27 protein-coding genes are annotated in these 25,820 nt (G+C 70.5%); 14 read left to right on the top strand and 13 right to left on the bottom strand.

All coding sequences use genetic code 11. The annotated features are described in order from the left end of the window. Window positions 1-54: 54 nt before the first annotated feature. Window positions 55-693 carry a hypothetical protein gene (locus AC1HIL_RS17270; RefSeq protein ID WP_479672276.1) on the bottom strand — a complete coding sequence of 213 codons (639 nt, stop codon included), beginning with the start codon at window positions 691-693 and terminating at the stop codon, window positions 55-57. Between the two features lie 95 nt (window positions 694-788). Between AC1HIL_RS17270 and AC1HIL_RS17265 the strand changes: the two genes are divergently transcribed. Beyond that, window positions 789-1,235 carry a hypothetical protein gene (locus AC1HIL_RS17265; RefSeq protein ID WP_479672275.1) on the top strand — a complete coding sequence of 149 codons (447 nt, stop codon included), beginning with the start codon at window positions 789-791 and terminating at the stop codon, window positions 1,233-1,235. Window positions 1,236-1,237: 2 nt separating this feature from the next. On the opposite strand, the gene AC1HIL_RS17260 is transcribed toward AC1HIL_RS17265, so the two are convergent. Further along, window positions 1,238-1,441: a hypothetical protein gene (locus AC1HIL_RS17260; protein WP_479672274.1), complete on the bottom strand. Its 204-nt coding sequence runs from the start codon at window positions 1,439-1,441 to the stop codon at window positions 1,238-1,240. 56 nt (window positions 1,442-1,497) lie between these two features. Between AC1HIL_RS17260 and AC1HIL_RS17255 the strand changes: the two genes are divergently transcribed. From AC1HIL_RS17255 to AC1HIL_RS17240, 4 genes are all read left to right on the top strand, one after another. Beyond that, window positions 1,498-1,857 (top strand): helix-turn-helix domain-containing protein, encoded by a 360-nt coding sequence (locus AC1HIL_RS17255; RefSeq protein ID WP_479672273.1) that lies wholly within the window; start codon window positions 1,498-1,500, stop codon window positions 1,855-1,857. A gap of 171 nt (window positions 1,858-2,028) precedes the next feature. Then, on the top strand, window positions 2,029-2,508 hold the full coding sequence (locus AC1HIL_RS17250; RefSeq protein WP_261213914.1) for a hypothetical protein: 480 nt from the start codon (window positions 2,029-2,031) through the stop codon (window positions 2,506-2,508). A 99-nt stretch (window positions 2,509-2,607) separates the two neighbouring features. Further along, a complete protein-coding gene (locus tag AC1HIL_RS17245; RefSeq protein WP_479672272.1) occupies window positions 2,608-4,695 on the top strand; it encodes a TonB-dependent receptor in 2,088 nt (695 codons plus the stop codon). A gap of 111 nt (window positions 4,696-4,806) precedes the next feature. Next, window positions 4,807-5,364, top strand: a complete 558-nt coding sequence (locus AC1HIL_RS17240; RefSeq protein WP_479672271.1) for a fasciclin domain-containing protein — start codon at window positions 4,807-4,809, stop codon at window positions 5,362-5,364. A 114-nt stretch (window positions 5,365-5,478) separates the two neighbouring features. On the opposite strand, the gene AC1HIL_RS17235 is transcribed toward AC1HIL_RS17240, so the two are convergent. From AC1HIL_RS17235 to glgX, 5 genes are all read right to left on the bottom strand, one after another. Further along, window positions 5,479-6,675, bottom strand: coding sequence for a HupE/UreJ family protein (locus AC1HIL_RS17235; RefSeq protein WP_479672270.1), 1,197 nt, complete (start codon window positions 6,673-6,675; stop codon window positions 5,479-5,481). Then, a complete protein-coding gene (locus AC1HIL_RS17230; protein WP_479672269.1) occupies window positions 6,662-7,849 on the bottom strand; it encodes a tetratricopeptide repeat protein in 1,188 nt (395 codons plus the stop codon). Before AC1HIL_RS17230 ends, AC1HIL_RS17235 begins: the two co-directional genes overlap by 14 nt. Then, the gene (locus tag AC1HIL_RS17225) at window positions 7,846-8,130 is read right to left on the bottom strand and encodes a hypothetical protein (protein ID WP_057591434.1); all 285 of its coding nucleotides are present in this window, start codon (window positions 8,128-8,130) and stop codon (window positions 7,846-7,848) included. The genes AC1HIL_RS17230 and AC1HIL_RS17225 overlap by 4 nt, the downstream gene beginning before the upstream one ends. Before the next feature lie 13 nt (window positions 8,131-8,143). Continuing rightward, window positions 8,144-9,583, bottom strand: coding sequence for a DUF4331 domain-containing protein (locus AC1HIL_RS17220; protein WP_479672268.1), 1,440 nt, complete (start codon window positions 9,581-9,583; stop codon window positions 8,144-8,146). 269 nt (window positions 9,584-9,852) lie between these two features. Beyond that, window positions 9,853-11,982, bottom strand: coding sequence for a glycogen debranching protein GlgX (gene glgX / locus AC1HIL_RS17215; protein ID WP_479672267.1), 2,130 nt, complete (start codon window positions 11,980-11,982; stop codon window positions 9,853-9,855). Between the two features lie 223 nt (window positions 11,983-12,205). On the opposite strand from glgX, the gene AC1HIL_RS17210 reads away from it, so the two are divergent. Further along, window positions 12,206-12,475: a hypothetical protein gene (locus AC1HIL_RS17210; RefSeq protein ID WP_057594242.1), complete on the top strand. Its 270-nt coding sequence runs from the start codon at window positions 12,206-12,208 to the stop codon at window positions 12,473-12,475. Between the two features lie 34 nt (window positions 12,476-12,509). On the opposite strand, the gene AC1HIL_RS17205 is transcribed toward AC1HIL_RS17210, so the two are convergent. After that, window positions 12,510-12,740, bottom strand: a complete 231-nt coding sequence (locus tag AC1HIL_RS17205) for a hypothetical protein (RefSeq protein WP_479672765.1) — start codon at window positions 12,738-12,740, stop codon at window positions 12,510-12,512. 261 nt (window positions 12,741-13,001) lie between these two features. Between AC1HIL_RS17205 and AC1HIL_RS17200 the strand changes: the two genes are divergently transcribed. From AC1HIL_RS17200 to AC1HIL_RS17190, 3 genes are read left to right on the top strand one after another with little or no spacing between them, the layout of a single operon-like run. Continuing rightward, window positions 13,002-13,580: a biotin transporter BioY gene (locus tag AC1HIL_RS17200; protein ID WP_057594244.1), complete on the top strand. Its 579-nt coding sequence runs from the start codon at window positions 13,002-13,004 to the stop codon at window positions 13,578-13,580. Further along, entirely contained in the window at window positions 13,580-14,986 is a 1,407-nt protein-coding gene (locus AC1HIL_RS17195) for an AMP-binding protein (protein ID WP_479672266.1), read from the top strand. The genes AC1HIL_RS17200 and AC1HIL_RS17195 overlap by 1 nt, the downstream gene beginning before the upstream one ends. Beyond that, window positions 14,971-16,146: an acetyl-CoA C-acyltransferase gene (locus AC1HIL_RS17190; RefSeq protein ID WP_479672265.1), complete on the top strand. Its 1,176-nt coding sequence runs from the start codon at window positions 14,971-14,973 to the stop codon at window positions 16,144-16,146. Before AC1HIL_RS17195 ends, AC1HIL_RS17190 begins: the two co-directional genes overlap by 16 nt. Before the next feature lie 10 nt (window positions 16,147-16,156). Here AC1HIL_RS17190 and AC1HIL_RS17185 read toward each other — a convergent pair whose 3' ends face one another. Then, a complete protein-coding gene (locus tag AC1HIL_RS17185) occupies window positions 16,157-16,876 on the bottom strand; it encodes a nitroreductase family protein (protein ID WP_479672264.1) in 720 nt (239 codons plus the stop codon). 128 nt (window positions 16,877-17,004) lie between these two features. On the opposite strand from AC1HIL_RS17185, the gene AC1HIL_RS17180 reads away from it, so the two are divergent. From AC1HIL_RS17180 to AC1HIL_RS17160, 5 genes are all read left to right on the top strand, one after another. Next, window positions 17,005-17,448, top strand: coding sequence for a hypothetical protein (locus AC1HIL_RS17180; protein ID WP_479672263.1), 444 nt, complete (start codon window positions 17,005-17,007; stop codon window positions 17,446-17,448). A gap of 135 nt (window positions 17,449-17,583) precedes the next feature. Beyond that, window positions 17,584-18,699: an ABC transporter substrate-binding protein gene (locus tag AC1HIL_RS17175; protein ID WP_479672262.1), complete on the top strand. Its 1,116-nt coding sequence runs from the start codon at window positions 17,584-17,586 to the stop codon at window positions 18,697-18,699. Between the two features lie 11 nt (window positions 18,700-18,710). After that, a complete protein-coding gene (locus AC1HIL_RS17170) occupies window positions 18,711-19,523 on the top strand; it encodes an ABC transporter ATP-binding protein (RefSeq protein WP_057594250.1) in 813 nt (270 codons plus the stop codon). After that, window positions 19,520-20,353: an ABC transporter permease gene (locus tag AC1HIL_RS17165; RefSeq protein ID WP_479672261.1), complete on the top strand. Its 834-nt coding sequence runs from the start codon at window positions 19,520-19,522 to the stop codon at window positions 20,351-20,353. Before AC1HIL_RS17170 ends, AC1HIL_RS17165 begins: the two co-directional genes overlap by 4 nt. Further along, window positions 20,346-21,371 (top strand): transporter substrate-binding domain-containing protein, encoded by a 1,026-nt coding sequence (locus AC1HIL_RS17160; RefSeq protein WP_479672260.1) that lies wholly within the window; start codon window positions 20,346-20,348, stop codon window positions 21,369-21,371. Before AC1HIL_RS17165 ends, AC1HIL_RS17160 begins: the two co-directional genes overlap by 8 nt. A gap of 136 nt (window positions 21,372-21,507) precedes the next feature. Here AC1HIL_RS17160 and AC1HIL_RS17155 read toward each other — a convergent pair whose 3' ends face one another. From AC1HIL_RS17155 to AC1HIL_RS17140, 4 genes are all read right to left on the bottom strand, one after another. Then, window positions 21,508-22,488, bottom strand: coding sequence for an ABC transporter substrate-binding protein (locus AC1HIL_RS17155; protein ID WP_422097256.1), 981 nt, complete (start codon window positions 22,486-22,488; stop codon window positions 21,508-21,510). Continuing rightward, entirely contained in the window at window positions 22,488-22,817 is a 330-nt protein-coding gene (locus tag AC1HIL_RS17150; RefSeq protein ID WP_057594253.1) for a 4Fe-4S binding protein, read from the bottom strand. The genes AC1HIL_RS17155 and AC1HIL_RS17150 overlap by 1 nt, the downstream gene beginning before the upstream one ends. Continuing rightward, window positions 22,814-24,445 (bottom strand): FAD-dependent oxidoreductase, encoded by a 1,632-nt coding sequence (locus AC1HIL_RS17145; protein WP_479672259.1) that lies wholly within the window; start codon window positions 24,443-24,445, stop codon window positions 22,814-22,816. Before AC1HIL_RS17145 ends, AC1HIL_RS17150 begins: the two co-directional genes overlap by 4 nt. 111 nt (window positions 24,446-24,556) lie before the next feature. Beyond that, on the bottom strand, window positions 24,557-25,738 hold the full coding sequence (locus tag AC1HIL_RS17140; protein ID WP_479672258.1) for a YeeE/YedE family protein: 1,182 nt from the start codon (window positions 25,736-25,738) through the stop codon (window positions 24,557-24,559). Window positions 25,739-25,820: the final 82 nt, after the last annotated feature.

Raw genomic sequence — 25,820 nt, 5'->3', positions numbered from 1 at the left:
AGCACTGGAGTGCGTATGTGCCAAAGCTCCGGAACTGAGGTCCCGGCCACCACGTTAGAGAGATTCCGCCCGCTTCAGCGCTGCAGCGTATTTCTCCAACAGCAACCGCAGGCCTTGAATGTTGGGCCCCAATGGAAAAAGGATGGGCGCCCAGTCACCCTCGCCGTCCAAGATGTGGTCTCGCAGCTTCACAGCAGAGTCACGATTGGTCCGAATCGCGTTCTGGAGATCAATGAGGAGTCGAACGGTCTCTGCATCCGGGAGCTCGTGAAGCGGAATGCTTTGGGCCGCCTGCTCGGCCGTGAGAAACAGCGCCCGCGCATCCAGCCTCTCCATGTAGTCCATGGTGGCGAGATAGTTGTGGCGGTCCACCATGGCGTTGAACGACTCAAGTTCGCCCAGGTGAGCACGGGCCAACGCACCGATGGCCTCGACCATCACCATAGCGCTCTGACGCGACGTTTCCCGCTGGAGGTTCCGGCTGGCGATGAGTTGCCACCAAGCGATGCCACCCGAGGCCAAGATTGCAGCCACCGACCCAACGGCCTGCACCCACGCAGGTGCATCACTTTTCGACGCCCACGCACCGATCTTGTCCCACCCCGGATAGATCGCAAGGGCAAGGCCGCCGAAGAGCATCACCAGAGCGAAGGCGCCAACAACAGCCCCTGGTGTTGCAAGTTCCTTTCGCATCTACCCCCTCCATCCTTGGGAACCACGAGTATGAACGAGCCAACAATCAGTTTCGTCGGCGCCGCCGCGCGCGTCGGGCGGAAGGTCGGTCCCCGATGAACTACGAATTGCGCGCCAAGCTGGCGGACTACCAGCGCGGCCGCATCACCTGGTCCGAGCTGGGCGAGTGGCTGGACGCGCGGATCATGTTCACGCCGCGCTGCCCGCCCGACGTGACGGTCTTCAACCCGCATGACCCGGTCATCCAGCTGCTACCCGAGGGAACGCGCATCGCGCTCTATCGGCACGTGCCCGAAGCCGTCGAGCGTGGCGAAGACCCAGAGCTGCGCCTGCCGCCGCGCGAGGTGAACGACGAGCTGCCCACCAGCTTCGCGCAGCGGTTCGTGAACCGGAACCACCAGCGGCCGCCGGCGGCGTGGATGCACTTCTCGGACCCCAAGCGCTGCATCAGCGCCGAGGTGAAAAAGCAGGGTCAACGCGCCGGCGGAATCTCGGCGGTATGGGTCGGCGCCTACACCTTCCCCCTCGTGAGGAGCGAATGACGTCAGTCCTCATCGAGGTCGAATTGCCCCTGCAGGGTCCGAACGATCTGTGCGATGTCGGCACGGTGCCTGCCGCGGTCGGTGACCACGCGCACCGTCCAGTTGGGTCCGCCCTCTTCGGACGGCATGCCGATCACCCCGCCGCGATGTATATCCGTCTGCTGGCCACGAAGGCCCGGCAGGGCTTCAATTCGCTGGATCAGCATCTGCTGCAATTGCTTTGCGGTGCGAGTCGGCTTTCCCATCGAACCAGTATGACACCATGAACAGGCACGCATCCCCGCCCCCCGATTTCGTCACGCGGCTGCTCACGGCCGACCAGGTCGCTGCGCTCTTGCAATGCACCGCCCAGACCGTAGAAGTCGCTGCGCGAGAGCGCAGGCTCCCAGCGATCCAATACGGCAGGGCTTGGCTGTTTCCCGAGGACGCTTTGGCCGAAGCGCTCTTCCTCGAGGCCCTCGCGAACCTGAAGCCCGGCCACGCCAAGCCGAGCCCGGTACCATCGCAGATTCCTCAACAACCCGAGCCCGCCTACAGCTTCACCGCGCCGCCCAGCAGACGGAAGGCCGCGAACAACAGCCGAACTAGGCCTCGCCCCTACCTGCCACCTCTTCCCGGGTAGCGAAAATGGGTAGCAAAGCCCTAAGTCGTTGTCACTGTTGTTTTTTTGCTGCCTTCTAAGCAGGTTGTCGGGGGTTCGATCCCCTCCGGGCAGGCCAACATCGGCGTCCGCCGGTGCAAGTACAGCTCTCTCCCCTCGATGCCTCTTTCCAGAGAACGACACATCCTCGCCATGCTGTGTGCCGCAGCCCTGGCGACCGCCTGCGGCACGCCCTCCGATCGCGCCGCCGATCGGCCCGCGCACTCCGCCGACACCCCGTCCGTCAAGCTCTCCCCCGCCCAGGCCCTGACCCCGCGAGCCCAGGGCACGCGCGTCCACTGGCGCGGCGGCGTCAGCGCCATCGAAGCGCAGGAAGGCGACCGCCAGTGCTTCACGCTGCTGTACGCCACGTCCGATGAACGAGGCATGCTGCAGTGGCCGCGCGACGAGCAGCAGTTCATCGCCTGCGGCGCGGGCTACTACGACCGCGACCTCGTGGCCCAGTTCACGCTGCTGACCCTCGACGGCCGCGTGACCGGTCAGCGGATGTTCCTGGGCAAGCCGGTGCCGGTGATCGAGATCGACGCGCTGTATCGCCACTCCGACTGCCTGCAGGGCAGCGAGAAGAGTCCCGAGTGCTACTCGGGCTTGCTGCAGCCCCGGAAGCCCTGAGGGCGCGCCGAATCCAAAGCGCCCTTGGGCGCGTATCAATCGCGCGTCATGGCAACGAGCATTCCCGCTCCGCGCGGACATCGAAGACGCGGGAGACCCATGAAAGCTTCGATCCGCCTCGCGCGCCAACCCTGGATGTTCGGCGCCCTGCTCGGCAGCGCCGCGGCCTGTGCCCAACCCGTCCACCTGCCGCCCATCGAAGTGAGCGGCCCGCGCGACGCGGCCATCGGCACCGCCGACAGCGCGAGCGAAGGGGCAGTGGAGAAAGCCTCTTTCCAGGCCCGCCCCAAGCTGCGCCCGGGCGACATCGTCGAGGCCGTGCCGGGCGTGGTCGCCACCCAGCACTCGGGCGACGGCAAGGCCAACCAGTACTTCCTGCGCGGCTTCAACCTCGACCACGGCACCGACTTCGCGGTCACGGTCGACGGCATGCCGGTCAACATGCCTTCGCACGGCCACGGCCAGGGCTTCGCGGACCTCAACTTCCTGATCCCCGACCTGGTCTCGGGCGTGCGCTACCGCAAGGGTCCCTACTTCGCCGATGGCGGCGACTTCTCGCTCGCGGGCAGCGCCTCGCTCGACTACGTGAGCGCGCTCGACGCGCCCTTCGCCGAAGTCACGCTGGGCGCCAACAACTTCCGCCGCCTGCTCGCGGCAGGCTCGCGCACCGTGCAGGACCAGACCTGGCTCGGTGCCATCGAGCTCGAAGGCAACAACGGACCCTGGGACACGCCCGAGCGACTGCGCAAGCTGAACGCGGTACTGCGCTATTCGCAAGGCTCGCCGGTGCGCGGCTTCAGCCTCACGGCCATGGCCTACCAGAGCCGCTGGAATTCGACCGACCAGATCCCCGAGCGGCTGGTCGACAGCGGCGAGCTCTCTCGCTTCGGTTCCCTCAACACCACCGACGGCGGCAAGACGCGGCGCCTCAGCCTGTCGGGCAAGTGGTTCGACAACAGCCCCGAGGGGCAGACGCAACTGAGTGGCTATGTCATCGACTACCGCTTCGACCTGTTCTCGGACTTCACCTACTTTCTCAACAACCCCGAGCAGGGCGACCAGTTCGAGCAGACCGATCGTCGTCGGGTCTTCGGGTTGCAAGGCACGCACAGCAGGCCTAACTCGATCGGGGGGCTGGATGGCGTCCTGAGCTTCGGAGGCAGTTGGCGCGGTGACCGCATCGGCGAGGTGGGCCTGTACAACACAGCGGCGCGCGAGCGGATTTCGACGGTGCGCAACGACAAGGTGCAGCAGGACCTGTTCTCCATGCATGCCCAGCAGCTCGTGAACTTCAGCGAGCGCTGGCGCGGCTACGTGGGCCTGCGCGGCGACCTGCTGCGCTACGACGTGCAGGGGCGCGAGCCGCTCTATGGCCCGATCAACAGCGGACGCGGCCATGATTCGCTCGTGAGCCCGAAGGCCGGCCTGGCCTTCACCGTGACACCCACCCATGAGCTCTACCTCAACGTGGGCACGGGCTTCCACAGCAACGACGTGCGCGGCGCGACGATCAACGTCGATCCGACGAGCGGCCTGCCCGCAGACCGCGTGCCCGCGCTCGTGAAGGGGCGCGGTGCCGAGATCGGCTGGCGCTTCCAGCCCAGCGAGGACTTCAGCCTCACCACGGCGCTGTGGCAGCTGCGGCTCGACTCCGAGCTGGTCTATGTCGGCGACGCCGGCACCACCGAGCCCGGCCGCGCCAGCAGCCGCCGCGGCATCGAGGCCACGCTGCGCTGGAAGCTCGGTTCGCGCTGGCGCTTCGAGGCCGATGCGGCGATCTCGCGCGCGCGCTTCCGGGGCCTGGCGCCCGAGGGCGAAGGCAACCACATCGACAACGCGGTGGAGCGCGTGTTCGCGGCCGGCGTCATCTACACCGAGGGTCCGCTGACGGCCTCGCTTCGCCTGCGCTACATGGGCCCGCGCGCGCTCGACACGCTCAACACGGTGCGCTCGCGCGCCACCACGCTGCTGAACTTCGGCGCGCGCTATGCGGTCAACAAGCAGCTCACCCTGGGCCTCGACGTGTTCAACCTCGCAGGCCGCAAGGGCAACGACATCGAGTACTTCTACGCCTCGTGCAGCGCGGGCGAGGTGGCGCGCGGTGCCTGCGGCGATGGCATCGACGGGCGCCACATCCATCCGATGGAGCCGCGCAGCGCGCGGGTCAGCGCACGCTGGACCTTCTGAACGAAAGAAAGCGCGCGCCTTGCCTCGAGATTGAATCTGCATCGTGGCCCGGCCCGTAGTTGCAGCAGTCGATGCGCAATTCGCGCCGGCATCCTCACCAGGAGTACTCGCATGAAGAACAGATTCAATCGCATGGCCACGGTCGCCTTGGCCGTCTCGCTGAGCTTGGGCTCGTTCGCCGCGCTCGCACAGGTCACCGTCGGCGGTGCACCGATGTATGCCACCAAGGACATCATCGACAACGCGGTGAATTCGAAGGACCACACCACGCTCGTGGCGGCCGTCAAGGCAGCGGGCCTGGTCGAGACGCTCAAGGGTCCGGGCCCGTTCACCGTGTTCGCGCCGACGAACGCAGCCTTCGCCGCCCTGCCCGCCGGCACCGTCGATACGCTGCTGAAGCCCGAAAACAAGACGATGCTGACGGGCATCCTGACCTACCACGTCGTGCCCGGAAAGATCGATGCGGCCGCGCTGAGCAAGATGATCATGGACGGCAAGGGCTCGGCGACGCTCAAGACCGTGGCCGGTGGCAGCCTCACGGCCAAGTCCAGCGGCGGCAAGGTCATGATCACCGACGAGAAGGGTGGCTCCGCGACCGTGACCATCGCCGACGTGTACCAGTCGAACGGCGTGATCCATGTCGTCGACAAGGTGCTGCTGCCCAAGTAATCCATCGCGCACCCGCCCGCGCGAACTGTGCGGGCTGTTCGAAGCGCTCCGGAGCCCCGACATCGATCGGGGCTTTTTTCTTTCACGCCATGCGACCGCGCCGCCGTCGCCCGCTCAGGCGAACGGCAGGATCTTCACGTCGAACACGCGCTCGCAGAACCAGATGGCCGCCACCGCCACGGCCACGACGGAACCGCCGCGCAGCACCACCGGCGCATAGCATCGCCAGCCGCGCAGCGACAGCAGCGCGACCAGTGCCACGGCCACCACCATGAGCTGGCCCGTTTCCACGCCGAGGTTGAACTGCAGCAGCGCGAGCACGAAGCCGCGCAGCGGCAGCTCGAGTTCGCCGAGCGCGCCCGCGAAACCGAAACCGTGGATCAGGCCGAACAGGAAGCTGAAGAGCTTGCGCCTGCCGCGCAGCAACGGCCGCAGGTTGTCCACGGCCGCGAGGATGATCGTGATCGCGATGCCCGGCTCGACGATGCGCGGCGACAGGCTCACGATCTTGAGCCCGGCCAGCGCCAGCGTGATCGAGTGCGCGATGGTGAACATGGTGACGATGCCCAGCATCGGCCAGATCGCGTCGCGCCAGTGCCTCACCGGTGTCCAGCCGCCATCGCCGCGCCGGTGCAGCACCGCGGGCAGCAGCAGGCACAGCAGGAACAGGATGTGGTCGTAGCCGATCAGGATGTGATGGATGCCGTCGCGGAAGAAGCCGGGGCTGTCGCTCTCGGCGTTCGCTGCGGACACAGAAGGCCCGGCTGCTGCGCCCGGCCATGGCAGCGCCACGCTGCCGGCCGCGGGATCGAGCGAGTGCACGGCGGGCGAAGCGCCGCCGTCCGAAGCCAAGCGCAGCAGGCCCCGATGCGTCGGATCGATCTCGCGAAACAGCCGGTAGTCGATCTCTAGCGCGGGCCCCGTATCGCAGCGCGCGTGCAGTTGCAGCACGAGGTAGGCACCGTCGACGCGGTCCTCGACCGCCGGCGGCCGCGTCTCGGCCAGCACGCAGCGGCCCTGCTGCAACTGGAGCCGCGCGAGCGCGTAGGCTCGGATGTCGTCGAGCCGCGAGCGCACCTCGCCCCAGCGCAGCTGGCGGTCGCCGTCGCGGTCGAGCTCGAGCGTCGCGTCGAGATCGCGCAGTGCGATGTCCCAGCGCAGGTCGAGGCCCTCGGCATCGCGCTGGATCTGCAGGTAGGCATCGCTGGCCTTGTGGGCGCGCGCGGCACCCGGCGCGAGCGCCAGGAACAACGCCAGCACGAACAGCAAGGCGGTGGCCAGCCCGATGCGGCGTGGTTCAGGGAATGGCATCGACACGGGCGTCCTTCAGTCCGATCTCGCGCATCAGCGCCCTCGCCTCCTCGCGCGCGGCCGCATCGCCGGCGGCCGAGGCCGCGCGCGCGAACACCAGCAGGTCGACCGGCTCGCGCTGCAGGCGCAGGTTGAGGCGCGCCAGCTCGACGGCGCGCTTTGCATCGCCCTGCACATCGAGCGCGAACATCGCCTCCTCGCGCGCATGCTGCGCGGTGGTGCCGGGGCGCAGTGCCGCTGCCTCGAAGCGCTCGCGCAGTTCCTCGGCCTCGGGGGCCACTGCACGCAGCGCTGGCCGCGGGTCCGGATGCGTGCGCGCGATGGCCAGCCGCAGCAGCACCGCATCGCTGCGCGCTTCCTTCGCGAGCAGCGACGGGATCTCGCCGGACCGTCCGGCACGCTGCAGGAAATCGCTGTACGCCAGCAGCAGATAGCCGGAGCGCTCGGCCGCGAGCGCCTTGCGGTACGCGGCATCGGCCTCGGCGGGCCGGCCCGCGAGCTCCTCGATCTCGGCGATCGAGGTCCACAGCCACTGCCGCGTTCCGGCCTGCGGCGCAGCGGCCAGCGCGGGATCGGCCAGCAGGCCGCGCAGCGCATCGCGCGCGGCGGCATGGTTGCCGCGCAGGCCCGCGTTCTCCGCGAGACAGGCCACGCCATAGAGCGCCGGCCCCACGCGGCCCAGCGCGCGGCAGGCGGCATCGGATTCGTCGTAGCGCCCGCGCACGCGCAGCACGGTCGCGAGCGTGATCCAGCCCTGGGGATCGGCGGGCCGGCGCGCGAGCGCGGCCTTCAAGAGGGACTCGGCACCGTCGAAATCGTGCAGGAACTGGGCCACGGTGGCGCGCATCACGAGCACCGCGGGCGGCGTCCGGGCGATGGGCGTGGCGTCCCAGGCCTGCAGCGCGGCCGCGGCCTGGCCGGCGTAGCGCGCATCGCCCTGCGAGCGCGCGAGGTCGAGGTAGGCGGTCGCGGCCTCGATCGCGGTGGCCGCGTCGCCGGGCCGCTGCGCGAGTTCGCGGCGCAGCTTGCGCTGCGCATCGAGCCAGCCGGCCACCGCGGGCAGCTTCTCGACCACCTCGTCGTCGCTGGCCGGCACCCGTGGCGCCGCGAGCGCGGCGCCGGCCGCGGCCAGCGACAGGAGCAGTGCCGCCGCGGACCGCTGCGCCAGCCTCATTGCGTGGCGACGGGGTCCTTGGTCTCCGACGTCGGCGCCGGGTCGAAGGCGGCCACGTTGGCCGGCTCGGCCGTGTCGAGCACCGAGGCCACCAGCGACTGCACGTAGGCGATGAAGCTGTCGTACGCGTCGGCCTGGGGCGGCGGGTTCTCGGGCGGGTTGTTGCCGCTCACCGGCGGGAACGGATAGAACGCGGCGCCACCGCCGCCGCCCCCGCCGCAGCCGGCGAGGAAAGCGGCCACCAGCAGCAGGCCGGCGATGCGAGGAATGTTGCGGTTCATGCCGGCATCCTCCTCAGCGCGCGGCCGAGGCCGAGGTCGAACCCGGCAGCGGCGTGTTCAGGTACGGGAAGGCATCGGGGAACTCCGTGGGGCTCTGCGCCGCGCCGTCGGTCAGAGGGGCACTACCCGCGGGCGCGTCGGCCGGCTTGCAGCCGACCTTGAGCGTGTCGCTGGCACCGGTGGCCACGCACAGCACGCCCATCGCCACGCGCAGTTCGGCATCGACCACGTCGTCGCCCGGCCGGCGTCCGTTCGGGAAGCCCGCGAGGTCGTTGCCGAGCACGCCGAGGTTGCTCTGGTTCGCCTTGATCGTGGGCGCGATCGAGGTGTTCAGCCGCAGCATCTCCGAGGCCTTGACGTTGGCCGGCTTGTTCACCCCCTCGACGCCCGTGAGGAAGGCCGCGACCAGGTCGGTGCGCGGGAAATTCGTGGGCGCGGGCGCCTGGAACAGCGTCTGCACCAGCGCCGGCAGGGTCGGGTTGGTCACGTAGTCGGCGAACTGCGCGTCGTCCTGCGGCTTGGAGCTGTTGAAGCGATCCTTGTCCTTCAGGCCGATCACCACCTCGTTGACCAGCGGCATGCCCAGGCGCGAGACCTGGGCCCAGGCACCGCCGTTGATCGCGGTCGTGCCATGGCCGCTCTTGGGCGGGCTGGCGATCAGTCGGCCCTGGCGCACGCTGGCCGTGGTCCAGCCGCCCACGATCGGCTGGCCGGCCGTGGTGATGCACGAGATCGGCACCTCGAGCGCCAGCGTCGTCACGTTCTTGCCGGCCAGCGCGTCGGGGTTGGCCGAGCTCGAGCCCAGCGGATTGAGGTTGATCAGGTCGAACACCTGGCCCAGGGCCACGCTGAACGGGTCCTTGCGCTGGCCGACGAACACGCGGCCCTGCGTGGCGCAGCCCGGGATGTTGACCGTGTAGAGGTGCTGGTTCGCATAGCTGGCGTAACCGGTCGGCCCGCCGAAGGTCTTGTCGCCGATGTTGTCGGTGGGCTTGTCGAACTCGGTGCCGCCGCCGGCCTTGGTCACGGCCTCCACCTTGCCCTTGCGGCGGTCGCCGCGCACGATGTTCAGCGTGTAGGTCTCGCGCAGGTTGCTCGTGGCCTGGTTCGGCGCGCTGATGCCGCCGGCCTGCACCAGCGGGATCGACACCTGCTTGCCCGCGATCGGCAGCTGGATGTCGCGCAGCGTGTTCTTGAACCTGAACTGGAAGGTGATGTCCTCGACCGCGTTGCCGTCGGTGTCGAGGTGGATCTCGTACAGGCCGTTCGGGTCCATGGTGAAGTAGTTCGGGCCGCCGTACGGGCTCTGGTCGGGCTGGTAGTTGGCGATCAGCGTCACGAAGTCCTGGCGGCCGGCTTCGTAGCTGCGGAACATGTAGAAGTCGGTGGCATCGAGCTTGGGCATGCCCGCGATCGACGGTGCCTCCCGGTGGCTGGATGCGATGGCACCCATGGCGGTCACGGCACTGAGCACGAGGACACAGGCCCTTGCGGGCGGTAGGGAGAATCTCATCGGCATCACCTCGGTGTAAATGGTGGATTTGGCAGGCACGACTCGTCCGACGCGAACGTCGGCTCTGGATGAGTACGGGCCGGAAGTTCAACCGGATGCGATTTTTTTACCGAGGGTTTTCACCGCGCCGCGCGGGCGTGGAAGTGCTATTCGCGCGTCCCCGCGAGGGCGCGCGCGGTCCTTCCTTCCGTCACCGGAATGTCACGGACTCAGCGGCTCGCGAACACGAGCACCGAGCGCCCCGTCGCCAGATAGTCGCCACGCGCCGCGTCATCGCCCACGCCCAATGCCGGGTCGGCACTGTCGAGCACCAACGTCCACGCGCCGGCCGGCGCGGCCGGCAGCGTGAAAGGCACGGCCTCGTGCCACGCGTTGAACACCAGCAGCACGCTCGCATCGTGCGCCGCCACCGGAATCGCCGACACCGGCGCGCGGCCGTCGAGCAGCAGCGCGAACGAACGCGTCTGCGGGTCGTCCCAATGCGAGGGCTGCATCTCCTCGCCGGACGGCGTGAACCAGGTCGAGTCCTTGGCGCCGATGTCCTCGAACCAGGCGCCGGCCAGGAAGCGGTTGCGCCGCAGCACCGGGAACTCCTTGCGCAGCGCGAGCAGGCGGGCCGCGAACTCGCCGAGCGCACGCCCCGCTTCACCGCCGGCCGTGGCCCAGTCGACCCACGAGATCTCGTTGTCCTGGCAGTAGGCATTGTTGTTGCCCTGCTGCGTGCGGCCGAACTCGTCGCCGGCCAGCAGCATCGGCGTGCCCTGCGACAGCAGCAGCGAGGCCAGCAGGTTGCGCTGCTGGCGCGCGCGCAGCGCGAGCACGGCCTCGTCGTCGGTGGGGCCCTCGACGCCGCAGTTCCACGAGCGGTTGTCCGAATGGCCGTCGCGGTTGTCCTCGCCGTTGGCCTCGTTGTGCTTGTCGTTGTAGCTCACGGTGTCGGCCAGCGTGAAGCCGTCGTGCGCGCTGATGAAGTTGACGCTGGCCCAGGGCCGCCGCCCGCGGTGGTTGAAGCGTTCGCCGCTCGCGGTGAGGCATTGCGCGAGCTTGCCGGCCATGCCCTCCTCGCCCTTCCACCAGGCGCGCACGGTGTCGCGGAACTGGTCGTTCCACTCGGCCCAGCCCGGAGGGAAGCCGCCGACCTGGTAGCCGCCCGGGCCGATGTCCCAGGGCTCGGCGATCAGCTTCACGCTAGAGAGCACCGGGTCCTGCCGGCAACTCTTGAGGAAGCCGCCGCCCTCGTCGAAACCGTGCGGCTCGCGCGCGAGGATGGTCGCGAGGTCGAAGCGGAAGCCGTCCACGCGCATCTCGGTCACCCAGTAGCGCAGGCTGTCGGTCACCATCTGCAGCACGCGCGGATGGCTGAGGTTCACGGTGTTGCCGGTGCCGGTATCGTTGATGTAGTAGCGCGGCGTGTCGGGCAGCAGGCGGTAGTAGCTCGCGTTGTCGATGCCCTTGAACGAGATCGTCGGGCCGAGCTCGTTGCCCTCGGGCGTGTGGTTGTAGACCACGTCGAGGATCACCTCGAGGCCGTGCGCATGGAAGCGGTCGACCATGTGCTTGAACTCGTCGATCTGCGGCCCGTCCATGTAGCGCGGGTCGAGCGCGAAGAAGCCGATGGTGTCGTAGCCCCAGAAGTTGGTCAGGCCCTTCTCGAGCAGGGAGGACTGGTTCAGGAACATCTGCACCGGCAGCAGCTCCACGCTGGTCACGCCGAGCGCGCGGATCGGCGCCAGCACCTCGTCGCGCGCCATGCCCGCGAAGGTGCCGCGGAACTGCTCGGGCACCTGCGGATGCTTCATCGTGAAGCCGCGCACATGGGTCTCGTAGAACACGGTCTCGGGCCAGGGCACGCGCAATGCGTCGGTCTGCGTCCACTCGAAGCGCGAATCGACCACCACGCACTTGGGCACCAGCGGCGCGCTGTCGCGCTCGTCGAAGCTCAGGTCGCCGTCGGCATGGCCCACGGTGTAGCCGAACAGCTCGGGGCCCCACTTGAGCTCGCCCATGTAGGCCTTGGCATAGGGATCGAGCAGCAGCTTGTGGTGGTTGAAGCGGTGGCCCTTCTCGGGCTCGTAGGGACCGTGCACGCGCAGGCCGTAGCGCGCGCCGGGTTGCAGGCCGGGCACGAAGCCGTGCCAGATCTCGTCGGTGTACTCGGGCAGGGTGACGCAGCCGACCTGCGTGGTGCCGGCCTCGTCGAAGATGCAGACGTCGACCCGCGTGGCATGCGCCGAGAACACGGCGAAGTTGACGCCGTCGCCGTTGAAGGTGGCGCCGAGGGGGTGCGCGGTGCCTTCGAGCACCGTCAGGGGGGTCGGAACGTGAGGGGTGTCGGCCATGGGCGTGTGGGTGATCGGGCTGGGGGTTGCGGGGAGGGACGGCAAAGTCTCCGTGTGCCCCGCGCCCGCGTGCGGCAGCAGTTGGCGCGGCCTCGCGTAGGCGGCGCGCCCGTCATCCGGCCATGCCGGCCGGCGGCTCATAATGCGGCCCGTCGCCGGACCCGGAACCCCGGGGTCCCCGCCCGAGTCCACCACGGCTCCTTTGCAACCGCACGCCTCTCCCATGACCGACAAAGAACGCCTCGACTACCTCCAGGGACAAGTGGCCGCGCTCAAGAGCTTCTGCCTGGCCCTGATGTCCTCGCACCCGAATCCCAGGCTGCTGTTCGACCGGATGGAGCGCTTCGGCAACCAGCAGGCGGGCATCCTGCTGGGCCAGCCCACGTCGGACGCGCTGCTGCAGGGCGCCGATGCGATGCGCGACCAGCTCCTGGCCTATGCCAGGGAGCTGCAGGCGGCGATCGACAAGAAGTCGGAGGCCGACAAGGCCTGACGCCCGCGTTCGGCTGCCGGGGCCGCCCGAGCCGTTATCGCGCGTTGAGGTCGGTCGAGGTCTCGAACTCGATGCCGCCGACGAACTTCTGCAGGAAGTTGTAGATCAGGCAGCCGACGGCCACCGCGCAATAGGCGAAGACCAGGTACATCACCGGCGCGAGCAGCAGGACCAGGATCGACGGCCCGCTCTTGCCGGCCGGCTGGACCAGCGCGAACAGCAGCGCGAAGGGCACGATGAACACCAGCGAGGTGACCGCCATCATGACGCCGAACACCTTGCCGTTCTGATGCGGCGAGAGCCGCGAGATTCTGTTGTTTCATGGGGCGGCGCCTCCTCGCGCCTGAGTCTGAAGTCGGACGGACAGGGTACCAGCGCGGGCCTGGCGGCGACGGTGTTACGCTCTCGGGCGCCTCCTGCCCGCCCCCGTGCAGGCAGTGAAGGCCTTGCCACCCGCGGCCCGTCCGGCACGCAAGGAAGCCAGGGCCACGGCCCGTGGCGCGACCTTCCCCGACATCCCATTTCCATGTCCACCTCCACCCCGATCACCTCCTCCCGCACGCTGTCCTACGTCGCGCTCTTCGCCGCGCTGATCGCCGCCCTGGGCGCCGTTCCGCGCATCGACCTGGCCCTGGGCGTGCCGATCACGCTGCAGACGCTCGGCGTGATGCTCGCCGGCTGCCTGCTCGGCCCGCGCCGCGGTTTTCTCGCGGTGGCGCTGCTGCTCGTGGGCGTGGCGCTCGGCCTGCCGCTGCTGTCCGGCGGCCGGGGCGGTCCGGGCGCCTTCGTGACGCCTTCCGCCGGCTTCCTCGTGGGCTGGCTGTTCGGCGCCTTCGTGTGCGGCTGGGTCATGCGGCGCTTCGCCGCCGCGCGCGGACGCGCCCTGTTCGCCGCGGCGCTGGCCGCCTCGTTCATCGGCGGCATCGTCGTGGTCTACCTGTTCGGCATCGCGGGCCTGTCGCTGGTGGCCCACCTGCCGCTGCAGAAGGCGGCGCTCGCGAGCCTGGTGTTCGTGCCGGGCGACCTCGTCAAATGCGTGGTCTGCGCGCTGGTGGTGCAGACCGTGGCACGCGGCCTGCCGAGCTGGCGGCTCGATCGCGACTGATGACCGGTCCGGCGCCCGATTTCCGGACCGTCCACGCGCCGCTCGCCTGGTGGGCGCGGCACACGCCCGATGCGCTCGCGCTCGACGATGGCCACACGCGACTGAGTTTCGCCGCGCTCGCGGCCCGCGTCGCGACGCAAGCCGCCGCGCTCGACGCCGCGGCCACGCCGACGGTCGCCTGGGCCAGCGCGAGCGCATCGCCGGCCGACCAGCTCGCGAGCTTCCTCGCGATCCTCGCGAGCAACCGCACCGCGGCCGTCGGCGATCCCGACTGGCCCGAGGCCGTCCGGGACAAGGTGCAGGCGCGCATGGCGCGGCACCTGGGCGCGGCCACCGGCATCGAGGAAGCGCACGCGAACACCCCCTTCTACATCGGCTTCACCTCGGGCAGCACCGGCGTGCCCAAGGGCTTCCGGCGCACGCACGGATCGTGGACCCACAGCTTCGAGATCTGCGTGCAAAGCTTCGGTCCCGCCACCGGCACCACCGTGCTGGTGCCGGGCCGGCTCTCGCATTCGCTGTTCCTGTTCGGCGCGCTGCTGGGTCTGTGGACCGGCGCGGGCATGCGCCTGCAGCGCCAGTTCTCGGCCGCCGCCGCGCTCGAGACGCTGCGGCGCGGCCTCGCGGGCAGCCTGGTCGCGGTGCCCAGCCAGCTGCTGCTGATGCTCGAGCACGCGCAGCGCCATGGCCTGGCGCCCGTGACGGGCACGCGCCTCGTGATGATCAGCGGCGCCCCCTGGCCGCGGGCGCGCACCGCCGCGCTGCGCGCGCTGTTTCCCGAGGCACGCATCGTCGAGTTCTATGGCGCCTCGGAAACCTCGTTCATCGCCTGGGCCGACAGCGACGAGGCCCTGCCCGACGACGTGGTCGGCCGGCCCTTCGCCAACGTCGAACTCAGGATCGAGCCGCCCTTGCCCGGACTGATCTACGTGCGCAGCCCGATGGTGTTCAGCGACTACGTGACGCTGACGGCCGAGGAAGACGGCACCGCCGTGCTGCGCGACGGCGACTGGCTCTCGGTGCGCGACATGGGCCATGTGGACGAGGACGGTTTCCTGCGCCTGGTCGGCCGACAGCAGCGCATGCTGCTCGTGCAGGGCAAGAACCTGTTCCCCGAGGAAGTCGAGAACGTGCTGGCCGGGCATCCGGCCATCGCGGCCGCGTCGATCCAGGGGTTGCCGCATCCGCTGCGCGGCATGGAGGCCGTGGCCCTGCTGGCGTTGTCGGCACCGCTCTCGCGCGAGGAACTGCAGGCCTGGTGCCGCGACCGGCTCGAGCCCTTCAAGCTGCCCCGGCGCTTCTACCGCGTCGACGCCTGGCCTCGCACGCCGAGCGGCAAGACGGATCACGCTGCGCTCGCGCGACAGTTGGCCGATGCGTCCGCGGCGCCATGGAGCCGGCTGTGAATCCGCCCGTGATCCTCGGCTGGGCCCGCAGCGCGGTGGTACCGGTCGGCGGTGCGCTCGGCGCGCTGGCGGCGCACGAGATCGGCGCGCCGGTGCTGCAGGCCTTGCTGGCGCGCGCCGGCGTTCCCGCGCAAGCGGTCGATGCGGTCGTCGCCGGCAACGCGCTCGGCGCGGGCGGCAATCCCGCGCGCATGGTCGCGCTGGCGGCCGGCCTGCCGGACCACGTCGCCGCGCTGTCGGTCGATACCCAGTGCTGCGCCGGCCTCGATGCCCTGACCCTGGCCGCCGGCCTGCTGGCCAGCGGCAATGCCGCCATCGCGATCGCCGGCGGCGTCGAGGCCTGGAGCCGCGCTCCCATCCGCCAGCATCGCCCGCGCGATGCCGGCGAGGCGCCCGTGCCCTACGACCGCCCCGCCTTCGCGCCCGACCCGGCGCGCGATCCCGACCTGCTGCTCGCCGCCGCGCGCCATGCCGCGCTGCATTCGATCGGCCGCGCGCGGCAGGATGCTTTCGCCGCAGAAAGCCATGCGAAGGCGCTCGCGTGGCGCGAACGCATGTCGCAGGAGATCGTGCCCATCGGCGATGCCATGCACGACAGCTATGCGCGCGAACTCACGGCCTCGCGCATGGCCCGCATGCCGATCGAGGCGGTCGCCGACACGCTGTCCGACCCGGTCGTTGCTCAGGAGATGGCCGTCAGCCGCCTCGCGATCGCCCCGCGCGCCGACGGCGCCGCCTTCGTGCTGCTCGCCACGCCGCAGGCCGCGACCGCGTTGAAGATCGCGCCGCGTTTCCATTGGCTGGGTGGCACCTCGATCGGCGTGGCACCGGAGATGCCGATGCTCGGCGCCTCCACCGCCGCCGAAGCGCTGCTGCGCCGTGCCGGCCTCGATGCGGGCGCGCTGTGGGGCGTGGAGTTGCACGAAGCCTTCGCCGTGCAGGCGCTGTCTTTCATCCAGGCCTTGGGTTTGCAGCCCTCGCGCCTGAACCGCGGCGGCGGCGGCCTGGGCCGCGGGCATCCGATCGGCGCCTCGGGCGCGGTCAGCCTGGTGCGCCTGCTCGCCGACATGCAGCACGATGCCCCATCGGGCGCGCACGGTCTCGCGGCGATTGCCGGCGCGGGTGGCCTCGGCGCGGCGGGGCTGGTGCAGCGGCTCTAGGCTCCAGCAGCTAGCGCATCACGCGGAAGAAGTCGTCGAGCGGCCGCCGCGCGGTCCGCACGGCGTTCTCGGGCGCCCGCGGATCGGCATGGCCCAGCGCCAGGCCGCACACGATGTGGTGCTCATCGCCCAGCCCCAGCGTCGAACGCACCAGGCCCGGATAGGACGCGATCGCGCCGATGGCGCAACTGCCGATGCCCTGCGCGCTCGCGGCCATCATCAGACCGAACAGGCACATGCCCAGGTCCATGTAGCAACCGCTGCCCATGCGCGCATCGATCAGCACCAGCAGCGCCACCGGCGCATCGAAGAAACGGAAGTTGCGCTCGAACTGCGCATCGCGCGCGGCCCGGTCCTCGCGTGCTGCGCCCAGCGCGCCATAGAGCGCCTGTGCCGCCGCGACCTGGCGCCGGCGCAGGCTGTGGGGCATCGGGCGCGGAAAGTAGCTGTAGTCCTCGGCTTCCTGTTCGCCGTTGCGGAATGCGCCCACCAGCGCCGCGCTCAGGCGCGCGCGGGCATCGCCTTCGAGCGAGACGAACTCGCCGGGCTGCAGGTTCGCGCCGCTGGGGGCGCGGCGCGCCTGGACCAGGAGCTGCTCGAGGCAGCCCTCGGGCAGGGGCTGGTCGGTAAAGCCACGGGTCGAGCCGCGCTGCTCGAGCAGCGTCTGGAGTGCGAGGGGGTCGGGGGCGGAAGAAACGGCTGCCGGGTCGGCAGCGAGAAGGCTGTGCATGCCGCATTTTCGCAAGCAATCCAGGGCACCTCGGTTCGAGCCGTCGCTGCGACCCTCGGTGCTGGAAATCGATACTTCAACAGCGCGATCCGCGGTGCGAGCACGCCAGCCGGTACAACCGCCCCACCATGAGATATCGCAACGTCGCTCTGCCGCTGGCCATCCTTTCGATCGGCGCCATCGTCGAAACAGCCATCGCCTGTCACTTCAGCGTGGACGCGCGCGGCTGGTGGCCCCTCATCCTTGGCATTTCGCTCCTTCAAGTGGCGGCATACAGCTTCGCGTTCGGTCTGGTGGCTGGTGACAGAAGGCTATCCAGCATCTACATCGTCGTCTTGAACGGACTGTTCGCAGCCACCAGGGTGTATGTCTGCTGTGCCTACTACGCGATCTCCATTGCACGGGCGGCCGCCTACCCGCACCTGATCGAACTCACGCCGCTGCAGCAGGCGATCAGGAGCAACTGGAGCCTCTACCTGATGCCCCTCCCTTTCCTGATCGCTCACCTGGCACTGGCGAGGACGAGGCTCGCCAGTGCCCGCGCGCAACGGCCGCCGCGCAAGGCCGGCTGATCGATCGAGCCCGGAGGCGAAAAGGGGCTTCCCCACTCCCCGCATATCCATGCATGGATTTCTTCGTTGGTCCGGCACCGGCCGCTTCCTAGCATCGGCCATCCCTGTTCAGAGGCAGTTCCGCTGCCGGTCGCCATGTCCATCGAGAAGCTCTCCCCCTCCCGCGAATCCACCACCAACGCACTGCGCGCGCCCTCGCGCCGCGGCCTGCTGCAAACCCTCGTCTCGCTGGGCACGGTGGGCAGCCTCGGCGGGCTCGGCGCGGCCGCGCTCGTGGGCTGCTCGCGCGACGAGGCCAAGTCGGCCTCGGCCGACGCGCCGGCCATCGTCAAAAAGACCGGCGACAAGGTCGCGTTCAAGTACCCCGACAACCCCTCGTTCGACCTGATCTACCTGGCCGACCAGCTCGGCTACTTCGAGGGCACGAACACGCGGCCGCAGTACGTGGGCAAGATCGCGGCGCCGCAGATCATTCCGCTCGTGGGCACCGGCGAGATCGATTTCGGCAGCCGCATGGTGCCGCTGGTGATCTCGGCCATCGCCTCGGGCGCCGACCTCAAGGTGGTGGCGGCCGGCGGCAAGACGCTGCAGGAAGCGCCGCACATGAAGTACTTCGTTCGCAAGGACTCGGGCATCCTCAAGCCCAAGGACCTCGAGGGCAAGACCATCGGCTTCAACAGCTTCGGCGCCTGCGCCGAGTTCGTGACCAAGAAGTACCTGCGCCAGCATGGCGTGGACGTGAACAGGATCAACTTCGTGGTGGTGCCCGACGAGCAGGCCGAGCAGACGCTGGTCACGCGCAACACCGACCTCGCGATCATCCACGCGCCCTTCTCGGGCCGCGCCGACCATGCCGACGCGCTGGTGCGGCTGTGGAGCGACTTCGACCTCGACGGCGGCCTCGGCGGCATGGCGCCCTACAGCGCGCACGGCCGCTTCATCCGCGAGCATCCCGAGGCTGTGCGCGACGTGGTGACGGCGCTGGCCAAGGCCGGCAACTGGGTCAATGCGAATCCCGAGGAGGCGCGCAAGCTGGTCGCCAAGCGCATCAACATGGACCTGCGGAACGTGGACCGCTACGCCTACGTCGAGGACCTGGTGGTGACCGAACCGCCGATCGAGTACTACGTCGACATCCTGCAGTCAGAGGGCAAGATCCCGGCCGGCAAGGTGGCGGTGAAGGACGTCTACACCAACGAGTTCAACCCCTATGCGCAGGCGCCGTCGCAGCCCGCCGCGGCGAAGACCTGAGCGGCGCGCGCATGAGCGGCATCAAGATCTCGGCGCGCGACGTGCGCATGGATTACGCGGCGCGCGGCGCGAGCGAGCGCGTGCGCGTGCTCGAGGGCTTCGACCTCGACGTGCGCGAGGGCGAGTTCCTCTCTGTGCTCGGCCCCTCGGGCTGCGGCAAGTCGACCTTCCTCGGCATCCTGGCCGGGCTCACCGAGCGCACCGGCGGGCGCATCGCCATCGACGGCCAGCCGGTCGCGGGCGTGCACCGCAACCAGGGCGTGGTGTTCCAGGGCTATGCGCTGTTCCCGTGGCTCACGGTGCTCGACAACATCGCGGTGGGCCTCGAGATCCGCGGCATCGGCAAGGCCGCGCGCCGCCGCACCGCGCAGGAGTACCTCGAGCTCGTGGGCCTGCACGGCTTCGGCGAACGCTATCCGCACGAGATCTCGGGCGGCATGAAGCAGCGCGTGGCGATCGCGCGCTCGCTGGCCTACCGACCCGACGTGCTGCTGATGGACGAGCCCTTCGCCGCGCTCGATGCGCAGACGCGCGAGATCCTTCAGGGCGAGCTGCTGCGCATCTGGGAGCAGTACCGCAAGACCATCGTCTTCATCACGCACAGCCTCGAGGAGGCGGTCTACCTGTCCGACCGCGTGGCCGTGATGACGCAGCGGCCCGGCCGCATCAAGGCGATCATCGACATCCCGCTGGCGCGGCCGCGCTCGGCCGAACTGCGCCATTCGAGCGAGTTCGCGGCGCTGCGCCAGCGTGCCTGGGAGGTGCTGAAGGACGAGGTGCAGGTCGGGCTGAAGCCGCGTTCCCTCGAAGGAGTGGTCTCGTGAGCGCCGTGCTCGAAGGCGCGCCTGCCGCGCCCGCACCGCGCCGCACGCTGGCGCGCTTCGCCCGGTTCGCGGGCCGCTTCGCCGAACGCGCCGCCGGCATCGTGCTGTTCCTCGCGTTGTGGGAAGCGCTGTCGCGCCTGGGCATCGTGAGCGATGCCTACCTGAGCCCGCCCTCGGCCGTGCTCGCGAGCATCGGCCAGCTGCTCGACAACGGCCAGCTCTGGAAGCACGTGGCCGCGAGCCTGCAGCGCTCCCTCTGGGGCCTGGTGCTCGCGAGCAGCGCGGGCGTGCTGCTGGGCCTGCTGATCGGCGGCTTCCGCCGGCTCGCGGCCATCGTCGACCCGGTGCTGCAGCTGTTCCGCCAGACCTCGGCCTTCGCGCTGTTCCCGGTCTTCATCCTGTTCCTCGGCATCGGCGAGCTGTCGAAGGTGGCGATCATCTTCTGGGCCTCGTTCTGGCCGGTGCTGCTGAGCACCGTGAGCGGCGTGAAGCAGGTCGACCGGCTGCTCGTGAACTCCGCGCTGTCGATGGGCGCCTCGCGCCGCTTCGTCTTCTTCAAGGTGGTGCTGCCGGCCTCGCTGCCCTCGATCTTCACCGGCGTGCGGCTCGCGGGCGCCTACAGCATCACGGCGCTGGTGGCGGCCGAGATGATCGGCGCGCACTCTGGGCTGGGCTTCCTCACGCTCAATTCGCAGGAGACCTTCCAGATCCCGACCATGTACGCCGGCATCCTGCTGCTGGCGGTGCTCGGGCTGCTGCTGAACTACCTGCTGGCGCTGCTCGAGCGCCGGCTGCTGCGCTGGCGGCGCGGGTTGAGCCTCGATGAGTGAGAACCCGCGCCCCCCTTCTTCCTCTGCCTCCTCGGCCGTGGCCGGCCTGCTCGACGGCATCGGCCGCTGGCCCAGCCTGGTCGCGGCCGGCCCGGTGCTCGCGGTGGTCGCCGCGCTGGCCGCCGCGGGTGGTGCCTGGCCGAATGCCGACAACGCGCCGCGCGAGCGTGGCTTGTCGGGCCCCGCGACCTGGCTCGCATGGCTGCCGCCGCTGGCCGTGCCCGCGCTGGCCACGCCGCTGAATCAACTGCCCAAGGGCCCGGTGCTCGCACGCGCGATCGCGCGCGGCGAACTGGTCGTCGGCGTGCGGCGCTATCCGCGCCCTGCCCCGCCCGGCTCGCCCACGCCGCCCGAACCCGATGCCTTCGACGCCACGCTGGCGCGCGAACTCGCCGCCTCGCTGGGCGTGCAGGCCGTGCTGGTCGGCCTCGCGCCCGACGAACGCGACGAGGCGCTGCGCGACGGCCGCGTCGACCTGCTGGTGGCCGGTGTGCCCACACGGGACGCACGCGACGATGCAGGCGGCGCCGGCATCGACGCCGCGCCCGGCAGCTACGACACCGGCCGCGGCCAGGTCATCGCGCTGCGCCGCGGCCGCGTGCAGGACGAAGAAGCGCTGCGCGGCGCCTCGGTCTGCGTCGGCGAAGGCTCGGGCTATGCGGGCGCGGTGGCGCTGCGCTATGGCGCGCAGCCGCGCAACTATCCCTCGGCCGTGCATGCGGCCTCGGCCTTCATGGCCGGCGAATGCGCGGCGCTGGCCGAAGACGCGCAGGTGCTCGAGCGGCTGATGGGCAACGAGGAATGGCGCTTCTACAAGCCGGTGGCGCGGGACCTGCGCGCGCCGGCCGACGCGGCCGTGCGGCTCGCGGCGGGCGACGCCGTGTCGCGCGACTACATCGCGGCCGCGCTGCGCCGCTGGCGCGCCGACGGCACGCTGGCGCAGGCGCGGGGGGCGCGTGCGGGGAATCTGCAGTTCGAGATCACCTTGCTGAAGGATGGCCTGGTCTGCCACTCGTGACAGTGCCAGGAAGCGGACAGCCGAACGCAGAAGGAAAACCAAGAAGCGCAGAAGTCGCAGAAGAAAAACCAGTTTGGGATTTCCTTCTGCGACTTCTGCGAAACCTTCGCGACTTCTGCGTTCGGCTGCCCGCTTTCTATCCCTCACTCCACTGCCACTGCGCCAACGCAAAGTCCTGCGTCACCAGCCTCTCCGCCAGCAGGAACTTCTTCACCTCCTCGATCAGCCCCAGCCCGTCGGCGGGATAGGCGGCCTCGGGGTACTGGCTCAGCGGATGCGAGGCCTTGACCGCCTCGAGCGGGAAGCCGCTGACCTCGGCATGGAAGGCGTAGTAGGCCGCGCTGTCGGCGCGCATTTCGGCGATGGCCGCGCGGCGCGCGCGGGTCCAGGCGGCCGGCAGGCCGGGCGCGGTGGCGAGCAGCTTCGACGAAGCGACGATCACCGAGGTGCCGCGCAGGGTGGGATGACGGTCGGCCTCGTCGATCACGGGGTAGCCGCGCGATGCGAGCAGCGGCCCGACGTCGATCTGGGCCGCGAAGGCGGCGATCGAGCGCTGGTCGAGCGCGGCCTCGCCGTCGCGCGGGAACATGTGGATCACCTTCACCGACTTCTGCAGGCCGTGCTCCTTGAGCAGGCCCAGCACGTAGCGGTGCATGTAGGAACCGCGCGCCACGCCGATGGCCTGGCCCTCGAGCTCGCGCACGCTGCGCACGCCGTCGCGCGGCGTGAGCAGCCAGACGTTCATGCCCACGGTGTCGAAGCCGATCAGCCGCGCATCGAGGCCGCGCGAGCGCGCGACCACGGCGGGCGTGTCGCCGTAGATGCCGACGTCGAGCACGCCCGAGATGAAGGCTTCGTTGAGGTCGGGTCCGTTCGGGAAGTTGCGCGTGACCACCTCCTTGAAGCCCAGCGGCGCGAGCTCGCGCTGCAAGAGGCCCTGGCGCAGCGCCCAGCCGGTGGCGGCCGCGGGCTTCCTGCCCGGACCGATGTAGCCCAGGCGCAGCACGCCCGCGCCGGGTGCGCCCTGGGCGATCGAGAACAGCGGCAGCGTGGCCGCGGTTGCGGCGACGGCGCCGCGCAGCAACCGCCGGCGGCCGGTATCGACAGGCGCCGCCATCAGTGCGCGCGCCGCAGCAGTTCGAAGCTGGCGTCGGCCGAGGCCGTCGACTGGCGGCCGCGCCCCCAGCCGATGTCGCGGCGGTAGCTGCCCATCAGCGCCTGGGCGGCCACGTCGCGCTCCTCGGCGGTGGCGCCGCGGTCGGCGATCGGCGCGACGTAGAGCGCATCCTCGGGGCAGTAGAGCTCGCACATGAAGCAGGTCTGGCAATCATCCTGGCGCGCGATGCGCGGCAGGCCGCCGGGCACGGCCTCGAACACGTTGGTCGGGCAGGCGCTCACGCAGATGTTGCAGGCGGTGCAGCGCTCGGCGCTGATGAGCTCGATCATGCGGCCACCTCTTCCTCGGCGCGCCGTTGCACGGCATGGCGCTGTACCCAGACCTCGTCGAGCCCGCCGCTCAGCAGGCGATGGCGCTGGCTCGGGTCGATGGCCGAATGCTCGCGCCGGCGGTGCATGCCGCGCGTCTCGGTGCGCTGCAGCGCGCTGCGGTACATCCAGCGCGAGGTGGCCAGCATGGCGGCCGCTTCGCGCGCGCGCACGGCGTCGGCCGCGCTGGCGGCCGGTGCGCCCTGGCGCAGGCGCTCCCACAGGGCGTCGAGCCGCGCGAGCGAATCGCGCAGCGCGTCGCCTTCGCGGAACCAGTTGCGTTCGTAGGGGAAGACCTCGGCCTGCACCGCGCGCACCACGGCCTGGCTGTCCCAGGCCTGCGCGCCGCGCGTGGCCAGCGCGACGCCGCCGGCACGCAGGGCCGCGCGTTGCGAACGCGCGCGCGCATCGCGCCCGAACTCGGCCGCCCCGGCGCCGGCCCAGAAACCCGAGGACAGCGCCCAGGCCGCGTTGTGGCTGCCGCCGCCGGTGAAGCCGCCGCAGATCAGCTCGCGCGTGGCCGCGTCGCCCGCGGCATAGAGGCCGGCCACGGTGGTGGCGCAACTGTCGTCCACCAGGTGCAGGCCGCCGGTGCCGCGCACCGTGCCCTCGAGCCGCAGGGTGACCGGGAAGTGCTGCGTGAAGGGATCGATGCCCTGGCGGTCGAAGGAGACGAAGAAGTTCGGCTGCGCGGTGCGCATCCAGGCGCGGATCTGCGCGTCGGCACGGTCGAGGCAGGCGTAGACGGGCTGCGCCTGCAGCGTCTGCGCGATCACGCCGCGGCCCTTGGACGAGCCCGCGCCCTCGATCGCCACGCCGTCGGCCGTGTAGAAGGTGGCCCAGTTGTAGAACAGCGACTTGGTGACCGACGAGAAGGCCGGCCCGAGCCCGTACGCATTGGAGAACTCCATGCCCGACAGGGCCGCGCCGACCTCGGCCGCCATCAGCTGGCCGTCGCCGGTCAGCACGTTGCAGCCCAGCGCGCGGCTCAGGAAGGCGCAGCCGCCGGTGGCGATGACCACGGCGCCGGTGCGCGCCACCCAGCTTTCGCCGGTCTGCCGGTTCACGCCGGTGGCGCCGCAGACGGTGCCGTGCTCGTCGACCAGCAGTTCGAGCACCGGGCTGTGGTCGAGGATGCGCGCGCCCGCGGCCTTCACGCGCTTGCGCATCAGCCGCATGTACTCGGGGCCCTGCAGCGAGGTGCAGCGCAGCGCGCCCTGGTCGTCGACCGGAAACGGATAGCCCCATTCCTTGAGCGTCTCGACGTTGGTCCAGGTCTGCTCGAGCACGCGGTCCATCCAGGCGTGCTCGGCCAGCTGGCCGCCCATCGCGAAGCGGCTGGCCTTGGCCTCCTCGCGCGCCGTGCCTTCGGCCGGCACGTGCCACAGGCCGGTGCCCGAAGGCGCGGTGGCGCCCGAGGTGCCGCAGAAGCCCTTGTCGGCCAGCAGCACGCGCGCGCCGCGCGCGGCCGCGCTCACCGCGGCCCAGGCGCCGGCCGGGCCGCCGCCGATCACCAGCACGTCGGCCTCGTGGCGCGTGCCGCCATCGGCGCCCGAAAGAAGCTGCCGCTCGAAATCCCTGGCGCCCATGTCGCGTGTCCTCTGCTGCAAAGAAAGAAAAGAGGACCGACCGTATCAACGGCGCGGGCGCGGCACAAAGAAGGAATGCGTGCTTCGATATGCGCGGCCCTGGAATGCCGCTCAGTTGCCCCAGCGCAGCTTGAGGCCGGCCCAGACCGCGAGCAGCACGGCCGCGCCGAAGACCCAGCCCGAGAGCGCGCCGGCCATGGTGCCCGACAGCAGGTTGCCGACGGTGCAGCCCAGGCCGGTCATCGCGCCCCAGCCGAGCAGCAGGCCGCCGCCGAGCCCGCGCGCGACCTGCGCCGGCCGCGGCCACGCGGGCCGGAACTGCCCGCTCGCGAGCGCGGCCGCGAAGGCGCCGGCGACGAGGCCGCCGACCAGCAGCGCGTTCGGCGTCTGCCACAGGCTCTGCGCCACGGCCGTGACGCAGCCCGCGAAGCCGTCGAGGCCCTCGAGCCGCTGCGGCAGCAGGCCATGCCCTTCGCCGGCCGCGCGCGCCGCGCTGCCGAGCGCGGCCGTCACGCCCAGCGGCCGCAGCCGCAGCACCACGATCACGGCGATGGCGCCCACCGCGAGGCCGCCCCAGACGTAGGGCCAGCGTCCTCGCAGCAGCGCGCGCAGCGCGGCGCCGAAGCTCCCGGGCACCGCGGCGTTCCGCGCGGGCGGCAGGCGTCGCCACAGTAGCGCGCTCGCGAGCGTCAGCACCGCGAGCTGCAGCGCCGCCGATCCCGCATAACCCAGGTAATGCGGCAGCCAGGGCACGGGCGCGGTGGCGATGGTCGCGCTGTAGAGCGGGTTCCAGGTGTTGAAGCCGAGCACGAAGCCCAGCGCCGCGCCCGCGAGCGCGAAGGGCGCGGTGGGCGAGCCCTCGCCGAGCCGGTACCAGTGCGCGCTGATGCACGAGCCCGACACCACCATGCCGGCGCCGAAGGCCAGCCCCGCGAGCACCAGTGCCCAGCTCACCGGGCCGATGTGGGCATCGGGCGGCAGCCGGCCCGGCTGCGGCACCGGCAGCCAGCCGCTCATCACCACGTGCATGCCGAGCGTGCCCACCGCGAGCGCCGCGACGATCGCGAGCAGGCCGCGCGCGTCGCCGCGCTCGAAGTAGTCGCGCGCATGGCAATAGAAGCAGAAGCGCGAGCGCTGCAGCACGATGCCGAGCACCGCGCCGATTCCGAGCGCAAAGGCCAGCGCGCGGCCGCCGCTGCGCTCGCCGAGCAGGTGCACGCCGGCCGCGAGCAGCACCAGCACGACCGACGCCGTGGCCAGCGCGGGCCATCGCGCCGCGCCCGTGCCATCCAAAAAAAACGAGCCCGAAGGCTCGCCCAATGCCGTCCGCGCTTCCGGCGGACGGCCACCCAACTCGGGACGGCTCACACCCCCT

The sequence above is a fragment of the Variovorax sp. ISS6 genome (genome assembly GCF_056523145.1).
The sequence above is the reverse complement of the archived record's forward strand: the minus strand, read 5'-3'. Positions and strand labels throughout refer to the sequence as shown.

Coding starts and splice junctions, on each gene's coding strand:
- AC1HIL_RS17195 (WP_479672266.1), top strand. CDS start 13,580: ATGACCGGTCCGGCGCCCGATTTCCGGACCGTCCACGCGCCGCTCGCC.
- AC1HIL_RS17260 (WP_479672274.1), bottom strand. CDS start 1,441: ATGCTGATCCAGCGAATTGAAGCCCTGCCGGGCCTTCGTGGCCAGCAG.
- AC1HIL_RS17160 (WP_479672260.1), top strand. CDS start 20,346: ATGAGTGAGAACCCGCGCCCCCCTTCTTCCTCTGCCTCCTCGGCCGTG.
- AC1HIL_RS17200 (WP_057594244.1), top strand. CDS start 13,002: ATGTCCACCTCCACCCCGATCACCTCCTCCCGCACGCTGTCCTACGTC.
- AC1HIL_RS17180 (WP_479672263.1), top strand. CDS start 17,005: ATGAGATATCGCAACGTCGCTCTGCCGCTGGCCATCCTTTCGATCGGC.
- AC1HIL_RS17270 (WP_479672276.1), bottom strand. CDS start 693: ATGCGAAAGGAACTTGCAACACCAGGGGCTGTTGTTGGCGCCTTCGCT.
- AC1HIL_RS17250 (WP_261213914.1), top strand. CDS start 2,029: ATGCTGTGTGCCGCAGCCCTGGCGACCGCCTGCGGCACGCCCTCCGAT.
- AC1HIL_RS17205 (WP_479672765.1), bottom strand. CDS start 12,740: ATGATGGCGGTCACCTCGCTGGTGTTCATCGTGCCCTTCGCGCTGCTG.
- AC1HIL_RS17185 (WP_479672264.1), bottom strand. CDS start 16,876: ATGCACAGCCTTCTCGCTGCCGACCCGGCAGCCGTTTCTTCCGCCCCC.
- AC1HIL_RS17245 (WP_479672272.1), top strand. CDS start 2,608: ATGAAAGCTTCGATCCGCCTCGCGCGCCAACCCTGGATGTTCGGCGCC.
- AC1HIL_RS17235 (WP_479672270.1), bottom strand. CDS start 6,675: ATGCCATTCCCTGAACCACGCCGCATCGGGCTGGCCACCGCCTTGCTG.
- AC1HIL_RS17225 (WP_057591434.1), bottom strand. CDS start 8,130: ATGAACCGCAACATTCCTCGCATCGCCGGCCTGCTGCTGGTGGCCGCT.
- AC1HIL_RS17155 (WP_422097256.1), bottom strand. CDS start 22,488: ATGGCGGCGCCTGTCGATACCGGCCGCCGGCGGTTGCTGCGCGGCGCC.
- AC1HIL_RS17220 (WP_479672268.1), bottom strand. CDS start 9,583: ATGGGTGCCATCGCATCCAGCCACCGGGAGGCACCGTCGATCGCGGGC.
- AC1HIL_RS17170 (WP_057594250.1), top strand. CDS start 18,711: ATGAGCGGCATCAAGATCTCGGCGCGCGACGTGCGCATGGATTACGCG.
- glgX (WP_479672267.1), bottom strand. CDS start 11,982: ATGGCCGACACCCCTCACGTTCCGACCCCCCTGACGGTGCTCGAAGGC.
- AC1HIL_RS17175 (WP_479672262.1), top strand. CDS start 17,584: ATGTCCATCGAGAAGCTCTCCCCCTCCCGCGAATCCACCACCAACGCA.
- AC1HIL_RS17230 (WP_479672269.1), bottom strand. CDS start 7,849: ATGAGGCTGGCGCAGCGGTCCGCGGCGGCACTGCTCCTGTCGCTGGCC.
- AC1HIL_RS17145 (WP_479672259.1), bottom strand. CDS start 24,445: ATGGGCGCCAGGGATTTCGAGCGGCAGCTTCTTTCGGGCGCCGATGGC.
- AC1HIL_RS17255 (WP_479672273.1), top strand. CDS start 1,498: ATGAACAGGCACGCATCCCCGCCCCCCGATTTCGTCACGCGGCTGCTC.
- AC1HIL_RS17210 (WP_057594242.1), top strand. CDS start 12,206: ATGACCGACAAAGAACGCCTCGACTACCTCCAGGGACAAGTGGCCGCG.
- AC1HIL_RS17265 (WP_479672275.1), top strand. CDS start 789: ATGAACTACGAATTGCGCGCCAAGCTGGCGGACTACCAGCGCGGCCGC.
- AC1HIL_RS17150 (WP_057594253.1), bottom strand. CDS start 22,817: ATGATCGAGCTCATCAGCGCCGAGCGCTGCACCGCCTGCAACATCTGC.
- AC1HIL_RS17190 (WP_479672265.1), top strand. CDS start 14,971: ATGGAGCCGGCTGTGAATCCGCCCGTGATCCTCGGCTGGGCCCGCAGC.
- AC1HIL_RS17240 (WP_479672271.1), top strand. CDS start 4,807: ATGAAGAACAGATTCAATCGCATGGCCACGGTCGCCTTGGCCGTCTCG.